This is a genomic window from Pseudorhodoplanes sinuspersici, assembly GCF_002119765.1.
Classification (GTDB): Bacteria; Pseudomonadota; Alphaproteobacteria; order Rhizobiales; family Xanthobacteraceae; genus Pseudorhodoplanes; species Pseudorhodoplanes sinuspersici.
This window is the reverse complement of sequence record NZ_CP021112.1, coordinates 281,511-306,856: the sequence shown is the minus strand read 5'-3', so window position 1 is coordinate 306,856 and position 25,346 is coordinate 281,511. Positions and strand designations below refer to the sequence as shown.

The window sequence follows — 25,346 nt, the reverse complement described above, 5'->3', positions numbered from 1 at the left end:
TGCATCATATCCCAGAATCGACCGAGCGCCGCAATGACCAAACGACTGGCTTCGCTTACAGGCTATGCCGCCGGTGGCGCGCTGCTTCTTGTGGCGCTCGTCATCATGATCGATGTGGTCCTGCGCTGGGCGCTGTCGATGCCCATCAAGGGCATGTTCGAGGTCTCCGAGCTTGTCTTTGCGGCTCTCATGTCGCTCGCCTTCGCCGATGCAAACTATCGGCGATCCCATGTCTCCATGGAGCTGGTCGGACATCTGACGAAACGTGTGGCCGGCATCTGGGTCGTCGCGCATCTGCTAACCGCAATCACCTTCGCCCTATTCACACTTTTCTTATTCTCGTACGGCGCGGCAAAGGCGCAGTTCTCCGAGAAAACCCTTGTCCTCCAATGGCCGCTGGCCCCGTTCTGGTACTTGGCCGGCATCATGATGGCCTTCTCCTTCGTAACGCAGACGGCGGTATTCTTCGAGGATGTGAGAGCGCTGACGAAACATCACGCCAGTCACATCGTCCGTGAACTGGCGCCCTCCCTCATCAGCCTTCTGCTTGTTGCCGCGGCCGGCGGCGCGCTCATTCTCTGGCAGGGCCAGATGAATGAGGTGGTCAAAGTCCTGATCGGCTTCACCACACTCTATCTCCTGGCCCTGACGCATATCCCAATTGGCATCGCCATGGCGCTGTCGGGACTGATCGGCGCCTATGCTTTGCTGGGCGCCAGTCCGGCCGCCCTCGTCGGCACCAACAACCTCACCAGCGTGCTCTCGAGTGCGGACATCGCGTCCGTCCCGCTGTTTCTGCTGATGGGCAACCTTGCGGTCGCCGCCGGATTTGCGGATCAGATCTTTAGCGCGGCGACATCGTTCTTCGGCCGCCTCCGCGGCGGCCACGCCATCGCAACAATCATCGGGTGCGCGGGCTTCGGCACCGTCAGCGGCTCGTCCGTTGCCACGACGGCCACGATCGGCGGCGTCGCCTATCGCGAAATGCGGAGCCGGAACTACGCACCGGGTCTCGCGACCGGCAGCATCGCAGCCGGCGGCACGTTGGGCGCGCTGATACCGCCCTCGGTGATCCTGATCATCTACTGTGTGATCGCGGAGCAATCGATTCCGGCCTCCTTCATGGCCAGTCTGATCCCCGGCCTGCTCGCGGTCTCGCTCTATGTGATCGCCATCTCAACTCTCGTGCGGTTGAAGCCGGAACTGGCCCCCGAAGGCGCCGAGACGAAGACATCGCGCCTGAAAGCGATGTTCATTGCCTGGCGACCCGGATTGCTGTTTCTGTTGGTCATCGGTGGCCTGTATGGCGGACTCTTCACGGCTCAGGAGGCTGCCGCCGTCGGGACGGGCTTTGCATTCCTTTTCTGGCTGTTGTCGGGCCGCGCATCGTGGCACGGTCTTTTCACCGCCGTGCGCGCTGCGGCAACGACCAGCGCGACACTCTATCTGCTGATTGTCGGTGCCAACATCTTCGGGGCGTTCCTCAATCTCGCCGGCATCACCAATGCCGTTCTCTCGATTATTGATCCTGCAACGACACCCGCCTGGCTGATTCTCGTCATCCTGGTTGCGATGTACCTTGTTCTTGGCAGCGTGTTCGACACCGTTGCCGCGCTCATCATTACGGTGCCCTTTGTCGTGCCGATCATCAGCGCCCTTGGATACGACCTGATCTGGTGGGGTGTCGTGACATTAACGCTCGTTGAGATCGGCATGATTACGCCGCCGATCGGCATGAACGTCTTTGTCATGAAAAGCCTGGTTGGCAAAGAAGTCCCGATATCCACGATCTTCAAGGGCGTCGTTCCCTTTCTGATAGCGGACAGCATCCGGCTGCTGCTGCTGATTCTCTTTCCCGTGATCACGCTGTGGCTACCGACAGTGCTGCGCTGACGGCTTCCGTGCATAAAAGGCCTACGATAGTGCTGGAAAAAGAAGAATATGATCTGATCGTCGTGGGTGCCGGCCCCGTCGGCATGATGATTGCCAATCTGGTCGGCCCAAGCGGCCTCCGCGTGCTGATCCTCGAACAGCTGCCGAGTCTGATCGACTACCCGCGAGGCGTGGGTATGGACGACGAATGCCTGCGGGTGTTCCAGTCCGCCGGACTCGTGGAGAAGGCTATCCCCTTCACCTTTCCCAACCAGTGGCTCGATTTCCGGACCGCGCGGGGCCGCACCTTTGCAATGGTCAAGCCAAAGGGAGAGGCTTTCGGATTTCCCAAGCGCAACGCCTTTATTCAGCCGCTGATTGATCGCGTCCTTCTAGAAGGGCTGGTGCGCTACAAGAATGTCGAGATGCGTCTCGGCTATGAAATGACCGGCCTGTCCGACAATGGCCGAGCGGTTCATGTCACCGCCCGCGCCATCGACGGGGAGGAACGCCGCTTCACGACCAGCTACCTTGTCGGCTGCGACGGAGGTCGAAGTCTCACCCGCAAGCTTGTCGGCATCCCCTTCGAGGGGCAGACAGAATCCACACGATGGCTTGTCATCGACATCAAGAACGACCCGATCGGTGTACCGAGCGCAATCCTGGTCTGCGATCCGTCCCGTCCCTATGTCACGATCGCGCTGCCTCACGGCATTCGACGGCTTGAGTTCATGGTCAAGCCGAACGAGACCGAGGAGGAGCTGTGCAGCACGGAGGGCCTGAAGCGGATATTGTCTATTGCGATGCCCGATCCGGCTTCGGCGCGCATAATTCGCAGCCGCGTCTATACTCACCACGCGAGACTTGCGAAGGCGTTTCGGGCCGGACGCGTTCTGCTCGCCGGCGATGCGGCGCACTTGATGCCTGTTTGGCAGGGACAAGGCTACAACAGCGGAATTCGAGATGCCAATAACCTGAGCTGGAAGCTGATTTCCGTGTTGCGCGACGGCTGCGATCCTACTCTGCTCGATACTTACGAGACCGAGCGCCGAGAACATGCACGAGCGATGATCTCGCTCTCAACACTAGTGGGGCGGATCTTCTCGCCGACCAGCTGGCTGCTTGCGTCGTTTCGTGACGTCGTGTTCGGGATACTGAACCGCATTCCACCGGTGCGCGATTACGTCGTTCAGATGCGCTTCAAGCCCATGCCAAAATATACCGAAGGTGTAGTGGTGGGCGGAGTCTCAAGTGGACGAACTCGGAATGCTGTTGGACGCCTCTTTGTCCAGCCCCGCGTTGCGCTGAGGAATGGAAGCGTCGTGCGCCTTGATGATGCCATTGGATATCGCTTCGCCATCGTCGCCTGGGCGGCGGACCCTTGCATCTATATGAACGGCGAGGCACGGCGTGTCTGGTCGCGTCTCAATGGCACAACTGTCGTCGTGCGGTCCCAGACCGAGCTCATGTCCGATACGAACGATGTCGACCCCGAGACTGTGCTGGTCGGTGACGTAAGTGGCGGGCTGAAGGAATGGTTTGCCACCGAGGATACATCCGTCGCGATTCTTCGGCCGGATCGCTTTGTCGCCGCGGTCTGTCGTCCGCAGGAGATCTCGCGCGCCATAAATGCGCTCGGGCGAGCGATGAGAATGCAATCAGAAAAGGGTGTGCCTTACTGCACGAACGCGGACAACAATTGCGCCAACGTTGGTTGAGTCGTCGTGGAGAAGCAACTGGTGAACCGGTTGGCCAGCCACCAAATGTCCGTTGGGTCAGAAGGCGATATGGTGGTCGTACAACTCTGCCTTGTGTCAGACACCGATATCACAAGCTGGAGGATCGTCCGCATGAAGGTCGCTCAATTGGACTGTCAGGCTTGTCAGGAGTGTCAGGTCAAAACTGCTGCGGTTCCGCTAGCGCGTTTTTGGGCTGCCGCGCAGCCGCAAGGTGCGGTCACCTAGGAGGACCCGCTACGCGGTCAGTGCGAGCGGAAGACTGCGCAGCTGGCCGAACTAGTCGGCTGCTGTGCAGTCAGTTTCATTTGGATCCGCACCAGGCTGGTGGCGAATCGGAGCGCTTCTAGGTGCTTCTGATGAGCAGCTAGCCCTCTAACATCAGGGCTGGAGTTAGGCGGTGCGGTCCTCCGTTTTCAATTGTGACCCGCGCAAAGCCCAAGACTCGGCCAGTCCGCCCCGGTGCGCGCGGGTTATATGTGATCACGTGGGCGTCTGGATTTTCTTTCGCTAGAAGCTCAGTAAGCCTCGCCACTGTAAGTCCAACCCCGAGTTCGACGGGGATCGGCTTCCTCGCGACGTCGTAGCGCGCCCAGACCACCTTAGCAGCATCAATCGCAGGCTGGTACGCGCCATACTGTTCAAGATAGGCCAGCAGTTGCTCCCAACTTGTGACGTCGGGAATCTCCTTCATAGCTTTGGTGTCCCTTACGAAGTCGCCAGCCGCGGAGTCTTCGGGTGAATGAGAGAGGATGAAGTCGCGAAAGGAAAGTTCTTTCATGATTGGTTCCTGTATGGATTTAGATAGTGGTCGTGCTTCGCGCCGCTCGCGTCGTTCCGCAAATGGCATCCGTAAGAAAAACCATTTGCGTGCCAGAAGCCGCTGTTTTCGTCCATCGCAAGATGGACGCTGTGTCTGAGAAAATTAAGACTGGTTCGCCCCGCGTTACGGAGCGGATCGCAAGGCTACTCGGGAAATCACAGCCTCTAGCTGTGCATCAGATAGCAAGCCCAATTTTTCGGCCTGGCAGAGGCGTGTGAGCGTTTCGGGATCCTCCTTGGCTAATGCTTCCAGCCAGTGAAACCCATTTGTGCCCAACCGGCTTATGATGCGCTGTTCGTAAGTCCCTTGATCCCGCATCACAGCCGGCCTCTCAGCGGCAGTCCCTTCCAAGTAGGATTTGGGTAGATTCCCTAAGTAGGATTGGGGGACATGTGCTTCCGGTTTACTAGGGCGTCGCTGTCCACTTTCTTGCCCTGATTTGTCGCCCTTGTAGCCTTTGGTTGCCAACCCGCCTGGAAGGTTTGGCCGATATCGATTGGTGCGAGTACGACCTCTGGGTCTATTTACTTGGAGCCAATCGGCTTTCTCCAGCTCCTTTACGCATCGTTGAACTGTCTTCGTGCTCACACACAGCTTGTTTGCAATCCTCACGACTGACGGCCATGCGTCGCCTGACACGCTATTCAGGTGATCAGCGATCACGAAAGCGACCCGACATGTCATCGGGGTGACGCCACAATCGTAGAAGATCGCATTGAGCCAGCGCATCTTATTCAATTGGAACGGTGCAGCCATGCGTACACTCACTATGCTGCATCTTGACCATTCTGACGCAGCCGAGTGACGTATCGGCCGATGGTTTCACTTGGGATTCGAGTGCACCGGCCGATTTTGACGACCTCAAGCTCTTTCTGATTGATGAGTTGATAGATGGTGCTTCGGCCGACATTGAGCTCAGCGGCCGCCTCATAAATAGTTTTCAGGAGTTTTCCGGAAGGATTACTGATCATCGTTTCGTCCTTGATTGTGCTTCAGCGCGTGTGCTGCGCTGTTAACGTGCACCAACATACGGACGGATGGCTTCAGTTCACTCCGGAAAATAATTCAGGCCTAAGCAATTGGTAAAGCTACTGTTTTTGCGTGCAGAGGTTCACGATATTTCCGATGATGGGAGTCCATCCGAGGCCTTGCAGCATAGAGATAAAGAGTGAGCAGTCTTTGTTATTGGCAATCGCAGTGAACAGCTTGGTGAGCCATAGAAATGATTGCGTGATCCAGCCGATCTCTTCCTTTGTAAGTCCTTGGCCCGAACCGACCTTACGCGAAAATGCCGCAAGATATTCCCGCCGATCCTCCAGGCCGCAATACTCAAGCGAAACCACTACTTTCCGGCCTGACTTCCAGGCTTTCACTGGGCGTCCGGACGCCAGGATGATTGCAAGATCCTCGGCGCGGGCTGGGGGCATTTTTCCAACTGCTTGGAGGGCCGTTGCGAGCACAAATTCAAAGCGCGTACGCTTAGTCAACAATGATGTTTCGCGAGTAGAACCTTTCGGGCGGCCGCGGCTGTGCTGCGTGAAAGCGCGTCGACGCTGCTCTCGCAGTTCTGGTGTCATGCTCATGCTCCTGTGGAGGAGTATTTATTAGCGGCGATTCGGGAGGTAAATTTCAAGCTTATTAGTCACTACCTCAGGACCGCTCCACGCAACCGGATGTTGGTATTTTTGTTGGCATCGGATGTTTTCATATATCGGTAAGCATTTGGTTTAAAAAGGATAACTCTTCTAAATGTGAAGGGTGCCGGGCCCACCAGCAAAATCAAATTATCGGGGTGCTGGCGATCAAGCGGCGCCTCAATGACGCCGGCGTCAAGACGACCGATCTGGTCGACCACCACTTCATCAACTCGATCTATTGCTACGATCCGAACGGCCTGCGCCTCGAAGTGACGGCGCGGGTCGACGAGCCGGGCTATCTGGAGAAGGCTGCGGCCGAAGCCCATGACGGCATGAATGCATGGATGGAGAAGAAGGCGCGGATGCTCGCGGGCTGACTGACGTCAGATACGACCACGCATCGAGACGATGCGGGCAGCAATGGGCAGCGCTGCTTATTTCGATCCGCCTACTGGTGCAGGCGGCCCGAGGTCTGGCATGTTGCAGCCGAGGTCGCGACTGATGCGGCGTGCCGCATCGCGGATCGCCACGGCGACCGGGCCGGTCGGCTTGAGATCGACATCGGCGCTCAGGCCCAGCGCGGTGACGGCCGCGCAGAGCACGTTGCCGCTGCCGAAGACGGGCGCCGAAATGCCGAAGAAGCCCTCATGTGTTTCGCTTTCGGTCAGCGTAATGCCTTCGCTGCGGAACGCTTCGACCTTCTGTAGCGTACGGGCCAGTCTTCCAGGAGCGATGGCCTCTTCAGCATTGGCAATGCTGCGCCACTCGCGTTCCGGCAGATATGTCATGAAAATTCGACCGGTCGCCGTCGACAGCAGCGGCAACACGAAGCCGATCCGCACCGACATAGGCACTGGCAATTGTCCGTCCAGGCGAAAGATGATCGTCGGACCGCGGTTGCCCCAGATCGACAGGCTGACCGAGACGCCGGTGCTTTCCAGCACCGCTTCGAGATGTTTGTGGGCGGCGTCGACCACGTTCAACTGGTTGATCGCGGCGATGCCGAGTTGAATCGCCGCCGGCCCGAGCCCGTAGCGCTGGGTGACCACATCCTGCACCACGAGCCCGAGCCGTGTGAAGCTGACGAGGTAAAGATGGGCTTTGCTCGGGCTCATGTCGGCGCGGGCCGCCAGGATTTTCAGCGGCAGCTTGCTTTGTGCCAGGCTGAGCTCGCGGATCAGCGCAAATCCGACCTCGATCGACTGGATGCCGCGGCGCGCATCGGCGGAATCGTGGTCCGCCTTAGTCCGGGAGGCGCGAACTGGTTTTGCCTTGACGCTCTTCATGATTTTACAATAATACAATCAAGTTCAACAAAATCAAAAACGATGGTGTGGTGGGAGGAAGCATGTCGGAAAGACCGATGAGTGCCGTCGCCGTCGCCGGGTCAAGCGAATTCGAGCTTCGAACATTCTTGGGGCGCCTCGCATCGGCCGGTCTCCTCACCGTAATTGAAGACGATATCGAACTCGGCGCTGTGGCTGCAATTCTCGAAGGCAACGAAAAGGCCGTTCTCTTCCAGAATGTTGGTCCCGAGCGCGCCACGTTGGTTGGCAATGTCGCCGGAAGCCGCGAGCGGCTGGCGCTGGCCTTCGGCACCGATCAGGAAAACCTGCTTCACAAGGTCCTCGCCAACCTGCGTTCCGTGCCCGGCACGCGGGAAGTACCGGCCGCGGTGGCGCCAGCGCAGGAAGTGGTGCTGACAGGTGACCAGGCAGACCTCACCGCTTTGCCGGTGCATCTTCAGCACGGCCTCGATGGCGCTCCCTATATCTCGTCGTCGATGGACATCGTTGTCGACCCGCGCAACGGGTTGACCAATGTCGGCATCCGCCGGCTGATGCTGCGCGGCCGCCGTGAGGCGGGCGTCGATCTCGTGTCGCCGAGCGATCTCAAAGCGATCTATGAATATCAGGCCGCGCGCGGCGAGCCGCTGCCGATCGCTTTCGTGGTGGGATCGCATCCGATCGATCACCTGGCGGCGACGATGCGCATTCCGGTCGACGAAGTCGGGCTGATGGCGTCGCTGCGGCAGGATGTTCTGCCGGTAGTCAAGTGCGTGACCAACGATCTGCGCGTGCCCGCCGAAGCCGAATATATTCTGGAGGGCTATCTCGATCCGGCGGGTCATGTCGAACCGGAAGGTCCTTACGGCGAATTCCTCGGCTATTACGGCGGGGTGAAGATGAACCCCGTGTTCCATCTCACGGCCATCACGCACCGGCGCAATCCGATCTTCCAGACCTCGACCATCGCCGGGCGTCAGCTCAGTCTCACCGATTCGGCGCAATTGATCGCGCTGCGCACCGAGGTGACGGTCTGGCGCGCGCTCGAGAACGCGATCCGTGAACCGTTGAACGTCTACGCCACCACCTCGTCGGGCGGCATGTTTAATGTGCGCATTTCGATGCGCCAGCGCGTGCCGGGCGAGGCGCGCAACGCTATCGCCGCGGCCTTCGGCTCGCTCGCTAACGTCAAGCACGTTTTCGTCTTCGATCCCGACATCGACATCTTCTCGGACGGCCAGGTCGATTGGGCGCTGGCCACGCGCTTTCAGGCGGACCGCGATCTCGTGGTGATCTCGGGCCTGCGCACGCTGCCGCTCGATCCGTCGCTCGCAGGCTCGCGCGCCGGCGCCAAGGCAGGCTTCGACTGCACCATGCCGATCGAGGTTGCGAGTTCGCTCGAAAGCAAGGTGCCGAAGCCGCCGACATATGAAGGCAAGCGGTTCGGCTCGATCGAGAGCGCGTTGCACGACGGGCCGAAGACTTTCGAGCAGCTCATGGCGGCGACGGGCTCTCGCGACGGCCGCGAGATTGTGCGCGCCTTCGACGATCTGCGCGCCGGCGGCACCTTGCGGCGTACCGCGGATGGCCGCTGGACATTGGCCGACGCAGGCGACAAGCCACGCGGCGGAGCGCGTGTCGGTGCTTGATCGCATGCCCGCGCTCACCGGAAACGGCGGGCCGTTCATCGGACGGCCTTTGCCGCGCTTCGAGGACGAACGTCTGGTCCAGGGCCGAGGCCGCTATACGGACGATTTCACGCTGCCGGCCGAATGCCATGCCGTCTTCGTGCGCTCGCCTTATCCGCATGCACGCATACGCGGCATCGATGTCGCGAAGGCCGCCGGCCAGCCCGGCGTTCTGACGGTTGTGACCGGCGCCGATTACCTTGCCGTCGGCGGCGCGCCAATCGATCATTTCGCCGATCCGGCTGACGCGCGGGATCATACCAAGCGGGCGTTCCGTTCCCTTCCGGGAAATATGTCCGTCGACATTGCGCATGCCCCGATGCCCGTCGAGCGGGTGCGCTATCTCGGAGAGCCGGTGGCAATGATCGTCGCGGAGACTCTCGCCGCCGCCCAGGACGCGGCCGAGCACGTCGCTGTGGACTACGACGAATTGCCGTGCGTGATGAGCGTGGAGGAGGCGCTGCGCGACGATGCCCCGCGCCTGGAGGAGAGCCTCGGCAACAACCTCGCCGTCGATGCCCATTTTGGCGACGCCGATGCGACCGAGCGGGCGATCGCGGCGTCCACGCTGGTGATCGAGAAGACCTTCGTCAACCAGCGCATCGTTAATGCGCAGATGGAGCCGCGCTCGGCGATCGTCAGCTACGACGCGGCGACGGGCACGTTCACGATGATCGCTGGAAGCCAGGGCGCGATTCGGCAGCGCGATACACTGGCCGCAGCGCTCGGTGTCGAACGCGACAAGGTGGAGGTGATCTGCCCCGATGTCGGCGGCGGTTTCGGCACACGCACCAATCTCTCGCCGGAGCAGCCGGTCCTTGCCGTGGCCGCGCGTCGGGTCGGCCGCCCGGTTCGCTGGACGAGCACCCGCTCCGAGGCGTTCCTCACCGACTATCAATGCCGGGATATCGTCACGCGGGTTCGCATGGGTTTCCACCCCGACGGCCGGATCGCTGGCTATGCCTGCGAGATTGTCGGCAATGTCGGCGCCTATACGGTCGCCTTCGTGCCGATGGCCAACAGCTTCCGCATCATGACGACAGTCTATCACGTCCCGCATGCCAGCGTGGTGGTTAAAGGCGTGATGACCAACACGGTGCCAACGGCGCCATTTCGTGGCGCCGGGCGGCCGGAAGCGACCTATGCCATGGAGCGGACGCTGGACATCGCCGCGGCGAAACTCGGCATCGACCGGCTCGAGATTCGCCGGCGCAATCTCGTGCCGTATGATCGGCTGCCCTACACCTCCGCGATGGGGCTCACCTACGACAGCGGCGACTTCGCGAGCAATTTCGATCGCGTGCTCGATGTCGCTGATTGGGATGGCTTCGCGGATCGCCGGGCGAGCGCCCGCCGGCGCGGCCGGCTCGCCGGCATCGGCGTCGCCAATTACGTTGAATCGCCGGTCGGCATTCCGCATGAGCGTGTCGATGTCACGGTCGAGCCCGAGGGCGTCGTCAAAGTCGTCACCGGGACTCAATCCACCGGCCAGGGTCACGAGACCAGCTTCGCCCAGGTGATCGCCGACCATCTCGGTATAACGCCGCAACAGGTTCGGCTGATCTCCGGCGATACGCGGATCGTCAAATCGGGCGGCGGCAGCCATTCCGACCGGTCGATGCGACTTGGCGGCGCGCTGCTCGTCGAAAGCAGTGGGACCATCATTGCCAAGGCCAAGGATATTCTCGCGCACCACGCCGGTGTCCCGGTCGAGAACGTCGAATTCACCGACGGCATGCTGCGCACCAAGAATAGCAACGAAACCGTCGACGTCTTCGAAGTCGCGCGCATCGCCAAGGAAGACGGTACGCTGCCCGAAAATCTGCGCGGTCCCTTGTCGGCCTCGGCAAGCTTCACCGGCCGCATGCCGGCTTACCCGACCGGCGCGGCCGTCTGCGAGGTCGAGATCGATCCGGATACGGGCGTGACGCAGGTGGTGCGCTACACGTCGATCGACGACGCCGGCCAGGCGATCAACCCCCTCATTCTCCATGGCCAGGTGCACGGCGGCATCGTTCAAGGCGTCGGGCAGGCGCTTTACGAGGGTGTCGTCTACGACATCGCCAGCGGTCAGGTCACGACTGGCAGCTTCATGGATTATGCGATGGCGCGCGCCGGCCACATGCCGAGCTTCGCGGTCGATCTGGTCGAGGATCCGACAAATGGCAATCCGCTTCGGGTGAAAGGCGGCGGTGAAAGCGGCATCACTCCGGCGCTGGCCACGACGATCAACGCGGTCGTCGACGCCCTGTCGGAATTCGGCGTCGACCATGTCGAGATGCCGGCCACGCCGGCAAAAATCTGGGCGCTGATCAACGAAGCGAAAGGCGGCTCCACATGAACGAGGGGCAGATTCGCACGTCGCTCGCCTCCGACGGCGGCTTCGAGATTCTGATCGATCGGCCGGAGACCGGCAATGTGCTGACGCCGGCCATGACGACAGCCCTCGGAACGGCGCTGCGCGAACTCCCCGAGTCGTCGAAGTTTGTCGTCCTGCGCGGCGAAGGTTCTGATTTCTGCGCCGGCCGCGTGTCGCCGATGCCGCCGGCCGGAACGGTGATGACCACAAGCCAGATCCGCGCTCGCGTCGCCGATTCGGTGCTCGAATTCTACACCGTCGTCCGCGACGTCTGCGTTCCGATCATCGCCGTGGTCAAAGGCCGCGCTCATGGCGTGGGATGCGCGCTCGCGGGTCTTGCCGATATCGCGATCGCTGACGAGACCGCGGAATTCATAATCCCGGAAATGAATCGCGATATCCCGCCGCTGCTCGTCATGACGGCGCTCGGCAACCGGCTTTCGCGCGCATCGCTCGCGCGCATGGTCTATTCGCGCGATTCCATCGACGCGCAACAGGCGGTCGCCATGGGCCTCGCGGCCGAGGCGTGCAGTTCGGCTGAAGCTGAAGTGGTTCTCACCAAATACCGGCAGCGCATCGCGGCCAACAGCCGCGTGACATTGATGGCCGTCAAGCAGTTCCTGAACCTCGTGCCCGAGTCGAGCTTTGCGGCGATCAAGGAATACGCCGCGGTCGCGAACTCGAGCGCCGTATCGGAACGCTTCATCGACACCCGCTAAAGCGCAGGAAGAACATCATGGATGACACATCCGAGGTCGAGACCAAGCGCGAGCTCCACGGCATTTCACGATGGATCGGTCAGGCGGCTCTGGTTCTTCCGGTGATCGTTGCTTGCTTGTGGGCGACGGGCTTCCAGCATCTGTTGGGACTGGTCGCCTTCAACGAGCAATTCCTGGCGTTGATGCTTGCCTGCGCGCTGCTGGGTTGCTTCGTCAACGTCCGTGCGTCGAAGTCCATCCGCGGCGACCAGGTTCCTTGGTATGATTGGATCTTCGCCGCTCTTTCCCTCGTCACCTGCGGCTACGTCTTCGTGAACTACAGTTGGCTGGTCCACGATCTGGCGACGCTCAGGACGGATCGCATCATACTCGCCGCGATCCTGCTCTTTCTGGTGTGTGAGGCGACCCGGCGGATGATTGGCTGGACGCTCGTCATCGTCGCGCTTTTCTTCATTTTCTATGCCCGGTTCGGCGAGATGATGCCTGGCATATTCTCCGTGCCGGCTTCGACCTGGCAGCGGATCGCTGTCTATTCCTATCTCGACTCGAGCGCTCTGTTCGGCCTGCCGCTCAATGTCGCGGCGAATACGATCATCACCTTCATCCTGTTCGGTGCGGTCTTGAAGGCGGTGAAGGGCGACACCTTCATCACCGACCTGGCGCTCGTCGCCATGGGACGATTTCGTGGCGGGCCGGCTAAGGTATCGATCGTGGCTTCGACGCTATTCGGCACAGTGTCCGGCAGCGCCGTTTCCAACGTCGCGGTGGTCGGCCCGATCTCGATTCCGATGATGGAACGCGCCGGCTATCCGAAACATCAAGCCGCCGCCATCGAGGCGGTTTCGTCGACCGGCGGACAGATCATGCCGCCTGTCATGGGCATCACCGCCTTCCTGATGGCCGACTTCCTGTCTATTCCCTATAGTCAGGTCGTCCTCGCGGCATTGCTTCCGGCGTTGCTTTATTACCTGGCGGCTTTCGTGCAGGTCGATCTGGAAGCGGGCAAGCGCGGCCTGAAGGGGTTAGCGGTTCGCGATCTGCCGAAACTGCTCGCCACGCTCGGACGCGGTTATGCGTTCATCATTCCCCTGGCGGTGCTGATCTACACGGTGATGTTCGGCTTCTGGCCTCCGGGCGAGGCCGGCCTCGCTGCCACCGCCGCGGCGCTGGTGGTCGGCTGCCTGTCGGCGCGGAATCGGCCCACGCTTGCCGATTTGTACGGCGCCCTGCTGTCGACCGGCAAAACGTCCATGAACATTCTGGTGCTCACGGCCGTCGCGGGCATCGTCATCGGAGCGCTTCAGCTTGCAGGCCTCGGGTTCAGCATGTCATCGATCCTGCTGGAGCTCGCCGGCGACAATATCCTTCTCATTCTGCTGATGACGGCTATTGTCTGCACCATCCTTGGCATGGCGCTGCCGACGGCGGTGATCTACACGATGTTAGCAGTGCTGGTGGCGCCGGCGCTGGTTCAACTCGGCGTGGATCGCCTCGCGGCCCATCTGTTCATTTTCTATGTGGGCATGCTGTCCATGATCACGCCGCCGGTCTGCTTCGCGACCTATACGGCGGCCGCCATTGCTGGCTCGAACTTCTGGACGACGGCGATTTCTGGCATGCGATACGGCATCGCCGCTTTCATTTTGCCGTTCGTCTTTCCGTTCAGCCCCGGGCTCCTGATGATGGGTGGGCCGACCGAGGTCGTGATCGCGTTCGGGACGGCGGTGCTCGGTGTCATAGGCATCGCCGCGGGACTGGTCGGCTATCTGTTCAGGCCGCTCAATCCGGCGTTTCGCGCGCTGCTGATCGTGTTCGGCTGCGCGGTGATGGTGTCGCCGTTCGCGAGCCCGGAAATGCTCATCGCCAACGTCGTCGGATTGGTCGGCGGCGGACTGATCGTCGCGTTCGAGTGGTTCGCCAGCCGGATGCTTCCGGAGGGTTCGCAGACTTCGGCTCAGGCCGGCGAATGAAGGCGCGCGGAACCGGCGCAATCGCCGATTCCGCGTGGATCGACTCCGCGCGAGCGGATCGGCCACAGATGTAAACTCAAAAAAATCAACGAGGGAGGAAGATCATGAAACGTGTGCATGTATTGTTTTCCGGGATCGCGGTCGCCTTGATGTCCGCTTATGCGGCGCCATCGTCGGCGCAGACGGTGGCTTTGGCGGCGGATCGTGCCGGCACGACATTCAATACCATCGGCTCGGGCGTCGCCGTCGTCGCCAAGAAATACGGTGGCCTCAACATCATCGTACGGCCTTACGCCGGACCCGCCGCCTGGGTGCCGGTGCTCAATTCCGGCGAGGTGAAGCTCGGCGTCATGTCGGCCAACAGCGCCTACCAGGCCTTCTCCGGGGACAATGAGCAGAAGACAGCCTACACCGATCTTCGTCTTATTCGTGCCGGCAGTGCGACCCTGATGCTGGGCTTTCTCGTTCGCAAGGAAGGTCCGATCAAGACCTATGCGGATTTGAAGGGTAAGCGAATATCGAGCGATTTCGGCGGCCATCTGTCAATCGCCAATTCGCTGACGGCCTCACTGAAAGTGGCCGGCTATACCTGGAAGGATGTCACCTCGGTCCCGGTCGCGGGCGCCAATGATGGAATCGAGGCGTTAGTGGCCAACCGGCTCGATGCGACCTGGGCGTCGCTCGGCCAGCCCCAGGCGCGCGAGGCCGACACCCAGATTGGTGTCCGCTATCTTTCCATACCTGATTCCCCAGACGCGGCCGCGATCTATCAGGAGATCGTTTTTCCCGGTGCGCGCATCACCATTGCCAAGGCGAATGCGGCGCCGGGTGTCGAGGCGCCGACGCGCCTCTTGTCATACGATTCATATATCGTCGCCAACAAGGACGCATCGGGTGCGATGATCGCCAAGCTGCTAGACGGATTGTGGAAGGGTACAGACGACCTGCTGCCGATACATCCGAGCATGCGCGGATATACGCACGATGCCGCGGTCACCGACGCGCCGGTCATTCCCTATCATCCGGCCGCCATCGCCTTCTACAAGGAGAAAGGAATGTGGACCGAGGCGGATCAGAAGCGTCAGGACGAGTTGCTGGCGCAAGCCAAGAAATAGGCGCGAACACTTGCGAAATGCCCGCGAGTCATCGCTCGCGGACATTTCGTTTTGATAGATTAACCGACATGGATTGCGGGGCGGCAATCGTGACGGAGAAGGTCGCGTCGATCCTGGCTACGAAATGCGGAGCATTAAAAACGGCTGCGCAAGCCACGTCAGGCGAGCGCGAGCTGCGTTGCGTCGTATTCGAACAGCCAATCGTAGCGGCGCCGGACCTTCTCCGGCTCCCACTCGTGGTCGAGATGGGCCGCTGCCGTGATGGGATCGGCGAGCGCCGCATTGTGAAAGCGTTCGAGATTGGCGAACGAGCCGCGCACGATCGCGGTAGTGCGATCCTTGCGGAGGTTCTCGTAAACCATGAGCGCCTGTTCCGGCCTGCTGGAAAATTCCTGCAGGCAACGGGCCAGAATGAGCCCATCCTCGATTGCCATAATCGCGCCCTGTGCCAAAAACGGCAGCGTCGGATGGCAAGCGTCGCCGAGCAATGTCACGCGCCCCTGGGTCCATTGTTCGAGCGGTTCGCGTCCAACCAAGGCCCAGCGGAACGGAGTGTCGAAGTTCTTGATGACCTCATTGATCAGCGGATGCCAGCCGGCGAAATCCGCCGCGCATTCTTCCTTGGTGCCGGCTTCGGTCCAGGATTCGCTGGTCCATTCGCGGTTCTCGACCAGACCGACGAAATTGAGCAATGTATTGCCGCGGATCGGATAGGTGATGACGTGCCCTCCCGGTCCGATCCAATTGGTGCCCACTGGGCGCTGCAGTTCGTCGCTGAGTTGGTCCATCGGCGCGAGGCCGCGCCACGCCATCAGGCCGGTGAACTCCGCCTTGGGCGAATGAAACATTTGCGCGCGCAGTTGCGAATGAACGCCGTCGGCGCCGATCAGGATGTCGCCATGGATGCTGCGTCCGTCGGCCAATTGCAGATCGACCGACTGAGCATCCTGCCGGAAGCCGATACAGCGCGCGTTAACATGCACCGCATCGGCCTTCAACTCCTTGACAGCTTCAAGCAGCACGCGATGCAGATCGCCGCGGTGTATCATCCAGTAGGGCGCACCGAAGCGCTTCGCCGAGTCCGCGCCGAGATCGAACAGCTTGCGGGTCTGGCCCGTGTTCCAGATGCGCACTTCCTTGGCGGCCGCCTCGCAAACCAGGGGGCAAAGCCGGTCCTTAAGGCCGAGATTGATAAGCACCCGCGTTCCATTCGCGGCGATCTGCACGCCGGCACCGACCTCGCGCAGCTCCGACGCCTGTTCGTAGACGTCGACGTCAAATCCGCGTTGGAGAAGAGCGAGGGCCGCGGTCAGCCCGCCGATTCCAGCACCGGCGATGATCACATGCGCCTTGGTTTGCACAAGGGCATCCTCCTGCATTTTCCTATTAATCGAACGAACTGGCGTGATTAGTGGTTGTATAATTATGAATATCATTCATAATTGTCAAATAGAAAGACGGACGGGTTGCTACAGGCTTGGCCAAGCGTGCGACGTGCCGTCCTCACGGTGTCAATGGGGCACTGGGAAGGGCCTTCTTTGATCGGCGAGTCTTGGTGGAAGCACCAGCGCCGCCGGGATTAGTTAGGCACGCGGGTGGGTTGTGTGATCATCGTCGCGAGTTTGCGACGCCAACTGTCGTTGCCGGTAGGCTGCGGGTACGAGATCCAAGCAATCTCAAATCATTTCGGTTGCCGTGCGGCGAAATCGCCGAATGTTCCACCCGGCAACAGCTTCGTTTATTCTGGCGGTCCGCGGCTTGATCGGCGGAATGGGACATGCGTTGCATCAGTTCATGGTTGCGAAGCGGTTCGCAGCGAAGGGTAGCGCGATTGATCTGCGGTGATCGGCCGGCCACCACATTTGCAATCTCTCAAGCCGTGCTCGGCGCGGCGCACGTTGTCCAGCCGGAGACCCTCGCCCGCTGGCACGGAGCCGGCTTTCGTCTCTATTGGCGTTGGAAGTCACTCTCACAGGGAGGGCGGCCTCAGATCGAGGCGGAGTTGCGGGCGCTGATCCATCGAGAATCCGCTTTTCGGGAGCGCCACGCATTCACGGCGAACTGCTCAAGCTTGGCTTCGAAATCGCGGCCTCGCAGAAAATACGATGCTATGGGCCGCCGCTCGCCGCGCTTCGATTTTGTGCGATGCAAGCGCGCGGCGACATCTCCGACCAGCAAGCGATGCGTTCCGTCTGACAACCTGCGAGCGGGCCGTCTTTTCCGGCCGGATTTCTGATGGACTCAATGAGGCGCCACTCGTCGATATCCGCCTTGCGGATCAAGTTTGCTTACGATGGGTCGAGCAAGATGGAAGCTTCCGAACTGCCACGGGCAAACAGTGCGGTAGCGCTTTGCGAGCTAAACTAGATATAATGACTAGCAGCCATTCTATAATGTCGTTTATGCAAGGCACCTCCCGTCAGGCGAGGTCTGCTTATGGTCTAAGCGGGCGGTCGGTACGCCCTCTCACGGCGGAACGATAGATTCCATAGCGCCTTGCTATATCACCTCGTGGTATTTGCTTTCACTTCCAGTGACTGTCTGCGGCTCTTCCGATGTGAGGCAATATTGCAGAAACAAAAAAAAAGCGATCAGCCGAGCGAAGATCGGCCGCAGCGCGAAGCGGCGCCGCTCGGCATTCAGCTATCCGCCTATGAACGGGAAAGCCGCACGAGGCGACCCGATTTTGCGGCGGCTTATGATGCGCTAGTCGCGCGTCTGGAGGCGCTCGATCGCGGCGACATCGGGCCGAAGCTCGGCGAACGCATGCCATCCTTCATGATGCCGGATCAGAAAGGTCGGCTGGTCTCGCTAGAATCGCTGTTGCGATCCGGACCTGCGGTGATCAGCTTGAACCGCGGGCATTGGTGCCCCTATTGCAAGATGGAACTACGCTCGCTCGCCGCCAGTCACGATCGCATCAAAGGGCTGGGAGCGAGCGTCGTGGCCATCATGCCCGAAACCGCACAAGCGACGGCGGACTATGTTCGGGAGAACGATCTGCCCTTTCCAGTCCTCAGCGATATTGATCTTGGCTATGCACTCTCGCTCGATTTGATCTTTTGGGTCGGTGCGGAGGTTCAGCGGCTCTATCAGGAGGCAGGCGTCGCGCTCGATCAATATCAGGGTCGCGACGGCTATTTCCTGCCGATGGCCGCGAAGTTCATTGTCGGGCGGGATGGGCTCGTCAAGGCGCGCCAGGTCAATATCGAGTTCCGTGAGCGCATGGAGCCGGAGACCATTGTCGGTGTGCTGGAGCAGCTTCGCGCCGGCCTGTAAGAGCGCTCGCGATATTGCGCAGCTATCGGGCTTTTATCGACGCGGCATTTCACGCGTGCGCTGCCGACGTCTAAAGATTATACGACTGCTTATCCTGCATCGGGAGCATCGCAGTGCATTATTCACTGCAAACGGCTGGTGTTCAGACCCATATCCGGATCGTAGTTATCGCGCTCGTGGCTGGCATTGCTGTGACGATGGGTGCGATCTGTGCGCGCACCGATGCGCTGCATGATCAGTCAGATCAGCGCGTGATGATCGCCAAGCGAGAGACGACGATACACGCCGGCAACAGCGACCCGTGGATTCGCTGACGGATAGCAACCCGCTATCGGAATAATTCGCTGACGATATTTCAACAGCATCGACAAAGGCGGCACGGTGCCGGAAACGCTCAATAGCGAGCGTTTGAACACGGAGAATGTCGATGTCCGAGAAAATCAATTCCATCACGTCGCTTGCGATCGCCGCGGCGCTGACGTCTGCGCTGGCGACTATTGCCACCGCGCCGGCTCAGGCTGCCGAAAAGGAGAAGTGCTTTGGCGTGTCGCTGAAAGGCCAGAACGATTGCGCCGCCGGCCCTGGCACGACCTGTGCCGGTACCTCCAAGATCGACTATCAAGGCAATGCCTGGAAGCTCGTCAACAAGGGTACCTGCGTCACCACGCAGACGCCGTTCGGTCCGGGATCGCTCATCGAAATCAAGCGCCCGGCGTGATCCTCATGTCACGGCGGAAGCTGGCAGCCGCGCCAGCTTCCGCCGAAGCCAAACAAAAAGAGGCCCAGTTCATGTGGACCAAAACAAACGTCAAATCGCCGTGTGACCCCCACACGATCGGCGTCGGCTTCAAGCATGAGCATGCGCGAGAAATCTTTGAAGGCGATCGGCGTGTCGACTTCTTCGAGGTTCACGCGGAAAACTACATGGGCGCCGGCGGCCCGATGCATCATCTGCTTCATCGTATCCGGTCCGACTATTCGGTATCGCTCCACGGCGTCGGCCTGTCGATCGGCGGAGCCGCTCCACTGGATCGCGACCATCTGCGACGACTCCAGCGGCTGATAGATATCTACGAGCCCTTTCTGTTCTCCGAGCATCTCGCCTGGTCGAGCCACGAGGGCGTGTTCCTCAACGATCTACTTCCGCTTCCGTACAACGAGAGCACATTGGGACATGTCTGCGCACATATCGATCAAGTACAGGATGTACTCACAACACGTATGCTTCTGGAAAATCCGGCGACCTACGTCACATTTGCGACAAGCACGATGCCCGAGATCGATTTTTTGCGCGCAGTGGTTGCGCGGACTGGCTGTGGCCTGTTGCTTGATGTGAACAATGTCTATGTGTCGTCGGTCAATCTCGGCTTCGAGGCATCGGCCTATATCGACGCATTTCCGGTCGAGCATGTTGGTGAGCTTCATCTGGCAGGTTTTGCCGAAGATCAGGACAGCGAGGGTGCAAGGTTATTGATTGATGATCATGGCCGTGCCGTGAGCGAGGCCGTGTGGACGCTTTATCGTCGGGTCCTTGCAAGGCATTGTACCGCGCCGACACTGATCGAGTGGGACAACGAGGTGCCTGATTTTGCGGCTTTGGCCGCCGAGGCGGGCAGGGCGCGCAGGCTTCGTCTCGCTGTGTCTCCAACCATGGCGGCGGCCTAACTGGATGACCGTATTTGCGCGTGAGAGCGCCCCATTCCGGCTTGAGCGCGATTTTGCGGAGGCGTTGTTGAACAACGATGCGCCGGTGCCTGCCGCGATCAAGCTGAGCTGTGGCGCTGCCAGTCTCAGCCGGTTCGGCGTCTATCGCAACAATGTCATCGCAAGCCTGATAAGGGCTTTGGCGTCACGCTATCCCGTTACACGCCGGCTGCTCTGGCCTGATACCTTCGACGGAATTGCGCGTCTTTATGTCGTTACCGAGCCGCCGCGTTCGCCGATTCTCTCCCAATACGGAAAGGATTTCCCGCAATTCCTTCGCAGCGTGGGAGAAGGAGCTGCTGCCCAGTGTGTTGCCGACGTTGCGGCGATAGAGAATGCGCGAACCTGCGCCTATCACGCCGCAGACGCCGTGCCGCTTGCTGCCGATCTGTTCACGCATCTATCCGCGGATGATGTGCTGAACCTGCGACTGACGATGCATCCATCGGCGATTCTGTTGTGCTCGCGTTTTCCGGCTGTCTCCATCTGGCAAGCCTATCTTCGCGACGACGGCGAGCAGCCTATTGCCTGGAAACCCGAAGGGGCGCTGGTCGTTCGCCCGCACTTCGATGTCGAGGTCTGGGATTTGCCGCCGGGAACTTATGAGTTTTTTGCGGCGATTGCCAAGGGCGAAACCGTAGGTGCTGCGGCCGCAGCCACGGCGAGTTCGGACGCTTTCGATCTTGCGACCGCCTTCCGCATCATGATTTGCGCAGGGATTGTCACCGGAATGGCGGCCGCTGCGGGCCCGCACGCCTGAGCCCTTAGAGACCGTGGGTCCGGTCCGTCGACCATAGCCGCTGTGCATCGACCAGATAGGTAATTCGGGCTTGTTGCTACGCGCGCGGGCTGTAGCAATTGCGCCAGGTCAACGCCATGAAAGGCATTCAGATGCGACCTAGGCCTCGTGTCGTGATTGTAGGCGGCGGTTTTGGCGGATTGTCCGTGGCCAAGGGGCTTGCCGGTCAGCCTTTCGAGGTTGTACTGATCGACCGTAACAATCACCATCTATTCCAGCCGCTGCTCTATCAGGTCGCAACGGCAGGTCTGTCGCCGGCGGACATCGCATCACCCATCCGTAATATTCTGCGTGAGCAGCGCAATACCAAGGTCATGCTGGCAGAGGTTACCGGCGTGGATACAGTCAACTGCGAAGTCGTTGCCGCTGGTTTGCGCGTCTCCTACGACTATCTCGTGCTCGCAACCGGCGCACGCCACGCCTATTTCGGACGAGATGACTGGGCGACCTTTGCGCCGGGTCTGAAGTCGGTCGATGACGCCACCTATCTGCGCCGCCGCATCTTGCTTGCCTTCGAAAGCGCTGAGATCGAGCCGAATGCCGAGGAGCGTCGCCGTCTGTTGACATTCGTCGTTGTCGGTGGCGGGCCAACAGGGGTTGAAATGGCCGGTGCGATCGCGGAACTTGCCAAGCGTGCGCTTGCGGCTGATTTTCGTTCGATCGATCCGCGTTGCGCCCGCATCATTCTGATCGAAGCTGCGCCGCGAATCCTGACTCCATTCACCGAACCGCTGTCGGAAGCCGCGCGCCGCGCACTCGAGCAACTTGGCGTCGAGGTGCGGCTTGGTGCGGCTGTCGACGATTGTAGCTGTGAGGACGTCCGAATAGGCACGGAGGTGATTCCGACGCGCACGATCATTTGGGCTGCCGGCGTGATGGCGTCACCCGCCGGTCGCTGGCTCGGCGCTGATACGGACCGTGCCGGCCGCGTGCGAGTGCGACCGGATTTGACGGCCCCGGGTCATCCCGACATTTTCGTCATTGGCGACACAGCAGTGTCGACCGATGTCGAAGGGCGCCCGCTAGCGGGTGTTGCGCCGGTGGCCAAGCAACAGGGCCAATATGTCGCCAAAGCCCTGATTGCACGCTGTAATGGCCGCTCGATCCAGCCTTTCCGTTACCGTGACTTCGGGTCGCTCGCGACCATCGGCCGAAAGCGAGCGGTGGCGCAGATGGGCGGTTTGCACCTGTCCGGATTGCCTGCGTGGCTGCTGTGGAGCGCCGCCCACATCTACTTTCTGATCGGGTTTCGCAACCGCTTTACCGTCGTGCTGAACTGGATGTGGAGCTACATCACGTTTCAGCGAGGCAGCCGCCTGATCACGGGACTGCACGTGCGGCCTCTTGACGATGTGGCTAGAACTTCGCGAATGGAACTGATCTCTAAAGAAAGTTGATCGATCGCCCGAGGGGGGCGTCGCCATGGAAATGCACCAGGTCAGGTACTTTCTGGCCGTCGCGCGGACGCTGAACTTCACGCGTGCCGCTGAGGAGTGCAACGTTGCGCAGCCGTCGCTGACGCGCGCCATCAAGCTGCTGGAGGGCGAGCTTGGCGGCGACCTGTTCCGGCGCGAGCGCCCGCACGCGATGCTGACCCCACTGGGCGAGCGGATGTATCCGCTGCTAAAGCAATGCTACGAGAGCGCGCAAGCTGCCCGGGCACTGGCCGCCCAGATCAACGACGGTGAGGTTGGTGCCCTCAAGCTCGCAGTTTCGAGTAGCATAGAACTGAGTCTGATCCTGACGCAGGTGAATGAGCTTCGTAAAAATTTCAATGAAATCGAACTGAAGATCCTGCGCGGTACCGGTCCGCAACTGGTCGAATACATGAAGTCCGGAGAGGCGGAGCTTGCGATCGCGTCATCGATCGGCGAGGCGTGGGATCGGCTCGACACCTGGAAGCTGTTCGATGAATCCTTCGACATGGTGTTCAGCCGCGCGCATCGGCTGGCCAATCAGGAAACGATACAGCTCGACGATCTGAAGCCCGAGCGTTTCCTGCTGCGTAGTCATTGCGAGCGAAGCACCGATCTTGCCGCGCTGCTGAAGACGAAAGGCCTTAATGCTGATCACCGCCACGAGGTCTCCTCGGACCAGGACTTGCTCGCGCTATTGGAAGCAAATATCGGCATCGGCTTTCTGCCGCGCACGGTCAGTTCGCCGCAGACTGTGGTGCGAACGACTGTGGAGGGCCTCGAGCTTGGCCGCACTGTCTGCCTTTACGGCGTCGCTGGCCGTCAGCGTTCGCCGATCGCCGCAACTTTCATGAAAATGCTGCGCGCGGCGAAATGGCCGCACAAGACAGACTAACTGCACGAAAATCGCTATCCTAGCGCAGCGATCAAATCTTCGATGGCGGCGCGCTTGCGGTAATCCGGATCGACAAAGCGTGCTTTGATACGGCCATCCTGACCGATCACGAATGTCGCGGGGATCGGCAGCATCCAGCTGTCATTGCCATGGTAGTCGGGCAGCGAGTGGCCGCGGTCGATGATGTAGGCTTCCATCTCCGGACCTACCCAGATCGCAAGGTTTAGTGACATCGCGTAGCCATTGTCTATGTCAGAGAGGATCGGGAAGCTCGCATTGGCATCGTGCTTCATCTCGGCCGCGAATTGTTCACGGTCCGGCACGATGGCGACCATTCGTGCGCCGGCCGCTTCAAGCCGCGCCTGAGCGCGCGCCAGCGTGTTGATGCTGATGCGGCACCACGGACACCAATGGCCGCGATGGAAGGTTACGACGGCCGGCCCATGATCCAGAAGGCTCTGAAGGCTGACGAGCTGGCCGTTTTCGTCCGGCAGGATGAAGGGCGGCATCGCGTCACCGACACGGGGCGCACTGGTGCCGGCATCGTGCTCCTTTAAACGGTTCACCAGCCTGTCGATGACGGCCACTCTGTCCGGCGTCAGCCGCCGCATGGCGTCCGCAAGCAGGTCCAGCCGCTCGCTCATTGATCCATCAAGATCGCGGGCCTGGTCAAAAGCTTGTTTAAGGCCGGTTGCCACGGTTTGAGTAGCCATCGTGGAACTGCTCGTGCTGCGAGATAGGGGCGTCCCATATTTCATATGCGATCGGGCCCGCCGATTTCCACTGAAAATGCCCGATCGACGATAGCTCCCCTCTATAGTTGTGCGGCGCACTGGCGCCGCAAAAAGTGACGCCCCGCTTGGGACGAGCGGGGCGTCATGGTGTGACGGCCGGTGAGGGGACAGGGCAACCGTCACATATGCTTGTCGTTGGGATCCGCGCGAACGTCGGCAATGAACAGCACGACTGGGGCATCGCTGAGATTCTTCCACCAATGCGACGTGCCGAGCCTCTCGGTCCGGATTTCACCGGCCTTGTGATGGATAGGCGCCGCGCAATTGCTGGCGTATTCGATAATCTCGCCTTCCGCGACATAGATCAGCGCCGGACGGTCATCGTGGCTGTGCCACGGCACAACACCGCCGGGCTGGATCACCATCTTCCGGAAGCGGAGCTCGCGGCCCTTGATCTTGGCTTTTTCCTTGCCGAGATCGATCGACCCAAGTGTCGTGTCGCTGACACCCGATGCTGCGAGCGTGACCGCCTCGCGCGCATTTGGTTTGAATTTGCCGGTCGGGCATTCGCCCGCGTGTGCGCCAACGGCGAACCCGGTTGAGGCCATGATTGTGAGGGCGGCAACCGAACGAAGCCGGCCGCAGTTGAACGTGAGCATGATTTTGGTCTCCTCTGTTGCGCCGCGGCTCGTTCGAGCCGTGCAGTAATGCGATGGTGCAGTGGCCTTGCTTGATTAGGAAATGCCAGACCGCTCTAGTGTCGATAGCGCGGTGCTATTCGTCGACAACGCAGGCGCAGAGGCATTCCAGAGCAGATGATCCAGCGATATCACTCCGGGTCCGCGTGCAATGATCAGCCCGAGCAACGCGAACCACAGAAGATGTTCGGGCCAACCGCCGGGCACGACAAAGAACTGGATTACCAGAGTCATGCCGAGCAGTCCGGCGGCAGACAGGCGCGCCGCAAGGCCGATGACCAAAAGGATCGGAAGGATATGTTCGCTAATCGTTGCGAGATAGGCCGCAACATCTGGCGGCAACAGCGGCACCTTGTATTCCTCGCGGAACAGAAAGAACGTCTCCTCGCGGATTGAAAGGCCATTCACTTTGGTCTGGCCTGAGCGCCAGAAGACGTTGGCGACGGCAAGACGCGCCGTGAGCAAGATCAGGCTCGTGGGGATTCGGTCGACGAGGCTGCGGCTTTTGTCGAGCCATTTGAATACGTGCATCGGGATCTCCTGCCACAATGTTCGATGCGCGGATCAAATGCGAAATGGAGCTGATTCAGAAATATCAATTCCAGATGGGCGCGATA

25 protein-coding genes are annotated in these 25,346 nt (G+C 60.5%); 15 read left to right on the top strand and 10 right to left on the bottom strand.

The window, feature by feature from the left end:
• Positions 1 to 33 precede the first annotated feature (33 nt).
• The gene (locus CAK95_RS01455; RefSeq protein WP_086086214.1) at positions 34 to 1,893 is read left to right on the top strand and encodes a TRAP transporter large permease; all 1,860 of its coding nucleotides are present in this window, start codon (positions 34 to 36) and stop codon (positions 1,891 to 1,893) included.
• 29 nt (positions 1,894 to 1,922) lie between these two features.
• Positions 1,923 to 3,590 carry a bifunctional 3-(3-hydroxy-phenyl)propionate/3-hydroxycinnamic acid hydroxylase gene (locus CAK95_RS01450; RefSeq protein ID WP_210190729.1) on the top strand — a complete coding sequence of 556 codons (1,668 nt, stop codon included), beginning with the start codon at positions 1,923 to 1,925 and terminating at the stop codon, positions 3,588 to 3,590.
• 385 nt (positions 3,591 to 3,975) lie between these two features.
• Here CAK95_RS01450 and CAK95_RS01440 read toward each other — a convergent pair whose 3' ends face one another.
• The 4 genes from CAK95_RS01440 to CAK95_RS01425 form a co-directional block, all read right to left on the bottom strand.
• On the bottom strand, positions 3,976 to 4,389 hold the full coding sequence (locus CAK95_RS01440) for a hypothetical protein (RefSeq protein ID WP_086086212.1): 414 nt from the start codon (positions 4,387 to 4,389) through the stop codon (positions 3,976 to 3,978).
• A 165-nt stretch (positions 4,390 to 4,554) separates the two neighbouring features.
• Positions 4,555 to 5,115, bottom strand: coding sequence for a helix-turn-helix domain-containing protein (locus CAK95_RS30365; protein WP_425349720.1), 561 nt, complete (start codon positions 5,113 to 5,115; stop codon positions 4,555 to 4,557).
• 83 nt (positions 5,116 to 5,198) lie between these two features.
• Complete coding sequence (locus CAK95_RS30360; RefSeq protein WP_086086210.1) at positions 5,199 to 5,402, bottom strand: helix-turn-helix domain-containing protein; 204 nt, start codon at positions 5,400 to 5,402, stop codon at positions 5,199 to 5,201.
• Positions 5,403 to 5,519: 117 nt separating this feature from the next.
• Complete coding sequence (locus CAK95_RS01425) at positions 5,520 to 6,008, bottom strand: hypothetical protein (RefSeq protein WP_147413707.1); 489 nt, start codon at positions 6,006 to 6,008, stop codon at positions 5,520 to 5,522.
• Positions 6,009 to 6,223: 215 nt separating this feature from the next.
• Between CAK95_RS01425 and CAK95_RS01420 the strand changes: the two genes are divergently transcribed.
• Positions 6,224 to 6,445 carry a VOC family protein gene (locus CAK95_RS01420; RefSeq protein ID WP_198343792.1) on the top strand — a complete coding sequence of 74 codons (222 nt, stop codon included), beginning with the start codon at positions 6,224 to 6,226 and terminating at the stop codon, positions 6,443 to 6,445.
• A gap of 57 nt (positions 6,446 to 6,502) precedes the next feature.
• On the opposite strand, the gene CAK95_RS01415 is transcribed toward CAK95_RS01420, so the two are convergent.
• Entirely contained in the window at positions 6,503 to 7,354 is an 852-nt protein-coding gene (locus CAK95_RS01415) for an IclR family transcriptional regulator (RefSeq protein WP_086086208.1), read from the bottom strand.
• Positions 7,355 to 7,431: 77 nt separating this feature from the next.
• Here CAK95_RS01415 and CAK95_RS01410 point away from each other — a divergent pair, with 77 nt between their 5' ends.
• From CAK95_RS01410 to CAK95_RS01390, 5 genes are all read left to right on the top strand, one after another.
• On the top strand, positions 7,432 to 9,003 hold the full coding sequence (locus tag CAK95_RS01410; RefSeq protein WP_210190728.1) for a UbiD family decarboxylase: 1,572 nt from the start codon (positions 7,432 to 7,434) through the stop codon (positions 9,001 to 9,003).
• The gene (locus CAK95_RS01405) at positions 8,939 to 11,383 is read left to right on the top strand and encodes a xanthine dehydrogenase family protein molybdopterin-binding subunit (RefSeq protein WP_245303586.1); all 2,445 of its coding nucleotides are present in this window, start codon (positions 8,939 to 8,941) and stop codon (positions 11,381 to 11,383) included. The genes CAK95_RS01410 and CAK95_RS01405 overlap by 65 nt, the downstream gene beginning before the upstream one ends.
• Complete coding sequence (locus tag CAK95_RS01400) at positions 11,380 to 12,120, top strand: enoyl-CoA hydratase/isomerase family protein (RefSeq protein ID WP_086086206.1); 741 nt, start codon at positions 11,380 to 11,382, stop codon at positions 12,118 to 12,120. Before CAK95_RS01405 ends, CAK95_RS01400 begins: the two co-directional genes overlap by 4 nt.
• A 17-nt stretch (positions 12,121 to 12,137) precedes the next feature.
• A complete protein-coding gene (locus CAK95_RS01395; protein ID WP_086086205.1) occupies positions 12,138 to 14,090 on the top strand; it encodes a TRAP transporter permease in 1,953 nt (650 codons plus the stop codon).
• Positions 14,091 to 14,194: 104 nt separating this feature from the next.
• The gene (locus tag CAK95_RS01390) at positions 14,195 to 15,205 is read left to right on the top strand and encodes a TAXI family TRAP transporter solute-binding subunit (protein WP_086086204.1); all 1,011 of its coding nucleotides are present in this window, start codon (positions 14,195 to 14,197) and stop codon (positions 15,203 to 15,205) included.
• 158 nt (positions 15,206 to 15,363) lie between these two features.
• Here the strand turns inward: CAK95_RS01390 and CAK95_RS01385 are convergent, their stop codons facing one another.
• On the bottom strand, positions 15,364 to 16,566 hold the full coding sequence (locus CAK95_RS01385) for an FAD-dependent monooxygenase (RefSeq protein ID WP_245303585.1): 1,203 nt from the start codon (positions 16,564 to 16,566) through the stop codon (positions 15,364 to 15,366).
• Between the two features lie 1,207 nt (positions 16,567 to 17,773).
• Here CAK95_RS01385 and CAK95_RS01375 point away from each other — a divergent pair.
• The 3 genes from CAK95_RS01375 to CAK95_RS01365 all read left to right on the top strand — a co-directional run bounded on the left by CAK95_RS01375 (position 17,774) and on the right by CAK95_RS01365 (position 19,202).
• Positions 17,774 to 18,484 carry a peroxiredoxin-like family protein gene (locus tag CAK95_RS01375; protein ID WP_086086201.1) on the top strand — a complete coding sequence of 237 codons (711 nt, stop codon included), beginning with the start codon at positions 17,774 to 17,776 and terminating at the stop codon, positions 18,482 to 18,484.
• A 113-nt stretch (positions 18,485 to 18,597) separates the two neighbouring features.
• The gene (locus tag CAK95_RS01370) at positions 18,598 to 18,798 is read left to right on the top strand and encodes a hypothetical protein (protein ID WP_086086200.1); all 201 of its coding nucleotides are present in this window, start codon (positions 18,598 to 18,600) and stop codon (positions 18,796 to 18,798) included.
• Between the two features lie 113 nt (positions 18,799 to 18,911).
• Positions 18,912 to 19,202: a BufA1 family periplasmic bufferin-type metallophore gene (locus CAK95_RS01365; RefSeq protein WP_086086199.1), complete on the top strand. Its 291-nt coding sequence runs from the start codon at positions 18,912 to 18,914 to the stop codon at positions 19,200 to 19,202.
• Between the two features lie 8 nt (positions 19,203 to 19,210).
• Here the strand turns inward: CAK95_RS01365 and CAK95_RS30355 are convergent, their stop codons facing one another.
• Positions 19,211 to 19,444: a hypothetical protein gene (locus CAK95_RS30355; RefSeq protein WP_245303938.1), complete on the bottom strand. Its 234-nt coding sequence runs from the start codon at positions 19,442 to 19,444 to the stop codon at positions 19,211 to 19,213.
• Here CAK95_RS30355 and bufB point away from each other — a divergent pair.
• The 4 genes from bufB to CAK95_RS01345 all read left to right on the top strand — a co-directional run bounded on the left by bufB (position 19,355) and on the right by CAK95_RS01345 (position 23,297).
• Positions 19,355 to 20,149 (top strand): MNIO family bufferin maturase, encoded by a 795-nt coding sequence (gene bufB / locus CAK95_RS01360; protein ID WP_245303932.1) that lies wholly within the window; start codon positions 19,355 to 19,357, stop codon positions 20,147 to 20,149. The genes CAK95_RS30355 and bufB overlap by 90 nt on opposite strands.
• Positions 20,150 to 20,153: 4 nt before the next feature.
• Positions 20,154 to 20,948, top strand: coding sequence for an HvfC/BufC N-terminal domain-containing protein (locus CAK95_RS01355; protein WP_086086198.1), 795 nt, complete (start codon positions 20,154 to 20,156; stop codon positions 20,946 to 20,948).
• 131 nt (positions 20,949 to 21,079) lie between these two features.
• Entirely contained in the window at positions 21,080 to 22,384 is a 1,305-nt protein-coding gene (locus CAK95_RS01350) for an NAD(P)/FAD-dependent oxidoreductase (RefSeq protein ID WP_086091123.1), read from the top strand.
• A 25-nt stretch (positions 22,385 to 22,409) separates the two neighbouring features.
• A complete protein-coding gene (locus CAK95_RS01345; RefSeq protein ID WP_086086197.1) occupies positions 22,410 to 23,297 on the top strand; it encodes a LysR family transcriptional regulator in 888 nt (295 codons plus the stop codon).
• 14 nt (positions 23,298 to 23,311) lie between these two features.
• Here the strand turns inward: CAK95_RS01345 and CAK95_RS01340 are convergent, their stop codons facing one another.
• The 3 genes from CAK95_RS01340 to CAK95_RS01330 all read right to left on the bottom strand — a co-directional run bounded on the left by CAK95_RS01340 (position 23,312) and on the right by CAK95_RS01330 (position 25,260).
• Positions 23,312 to 23,941, bottom strand: coding sequence for a peroxiredoxin-like family protein (locus tag CAK95_RS01340; RefSeq protein ID WP_245303583.1), 630 nt, complete (start codon positions 23,939 to 23,941; stop codon positions 23,312 to 23,314).
• A 269-nt stretch (positions 23,942 to 24,210) separates the two neighbouring features.
• On the bottom strand, positions 24,211 to 24,639 hold the full coding sequence (locus CAK95_RS01335) for a cupin domain-containing protein (protein ID WP_245303931.1): 429 nt from the start codon (positions 24,637 to 24,639) through the stop codon (positions 24,211 to 24,213).
• Between the two features lie 126 nt (positions 24,640 to 24,765).
• Positions 24,766 to 25,260 (bottom strand): DoxX family protein, encoded by a 495-nt coding sequence (locus CAK95_RS01330; RefSeq protein WP_086086194.1) that lies wholly within the window; start codon positions 25,258 to 25,260, stop codon positions 24,766 to 24,768.
• Between the last annotated feature and the right edge of the window lie 86 nt (positions 25,261 to 25,346).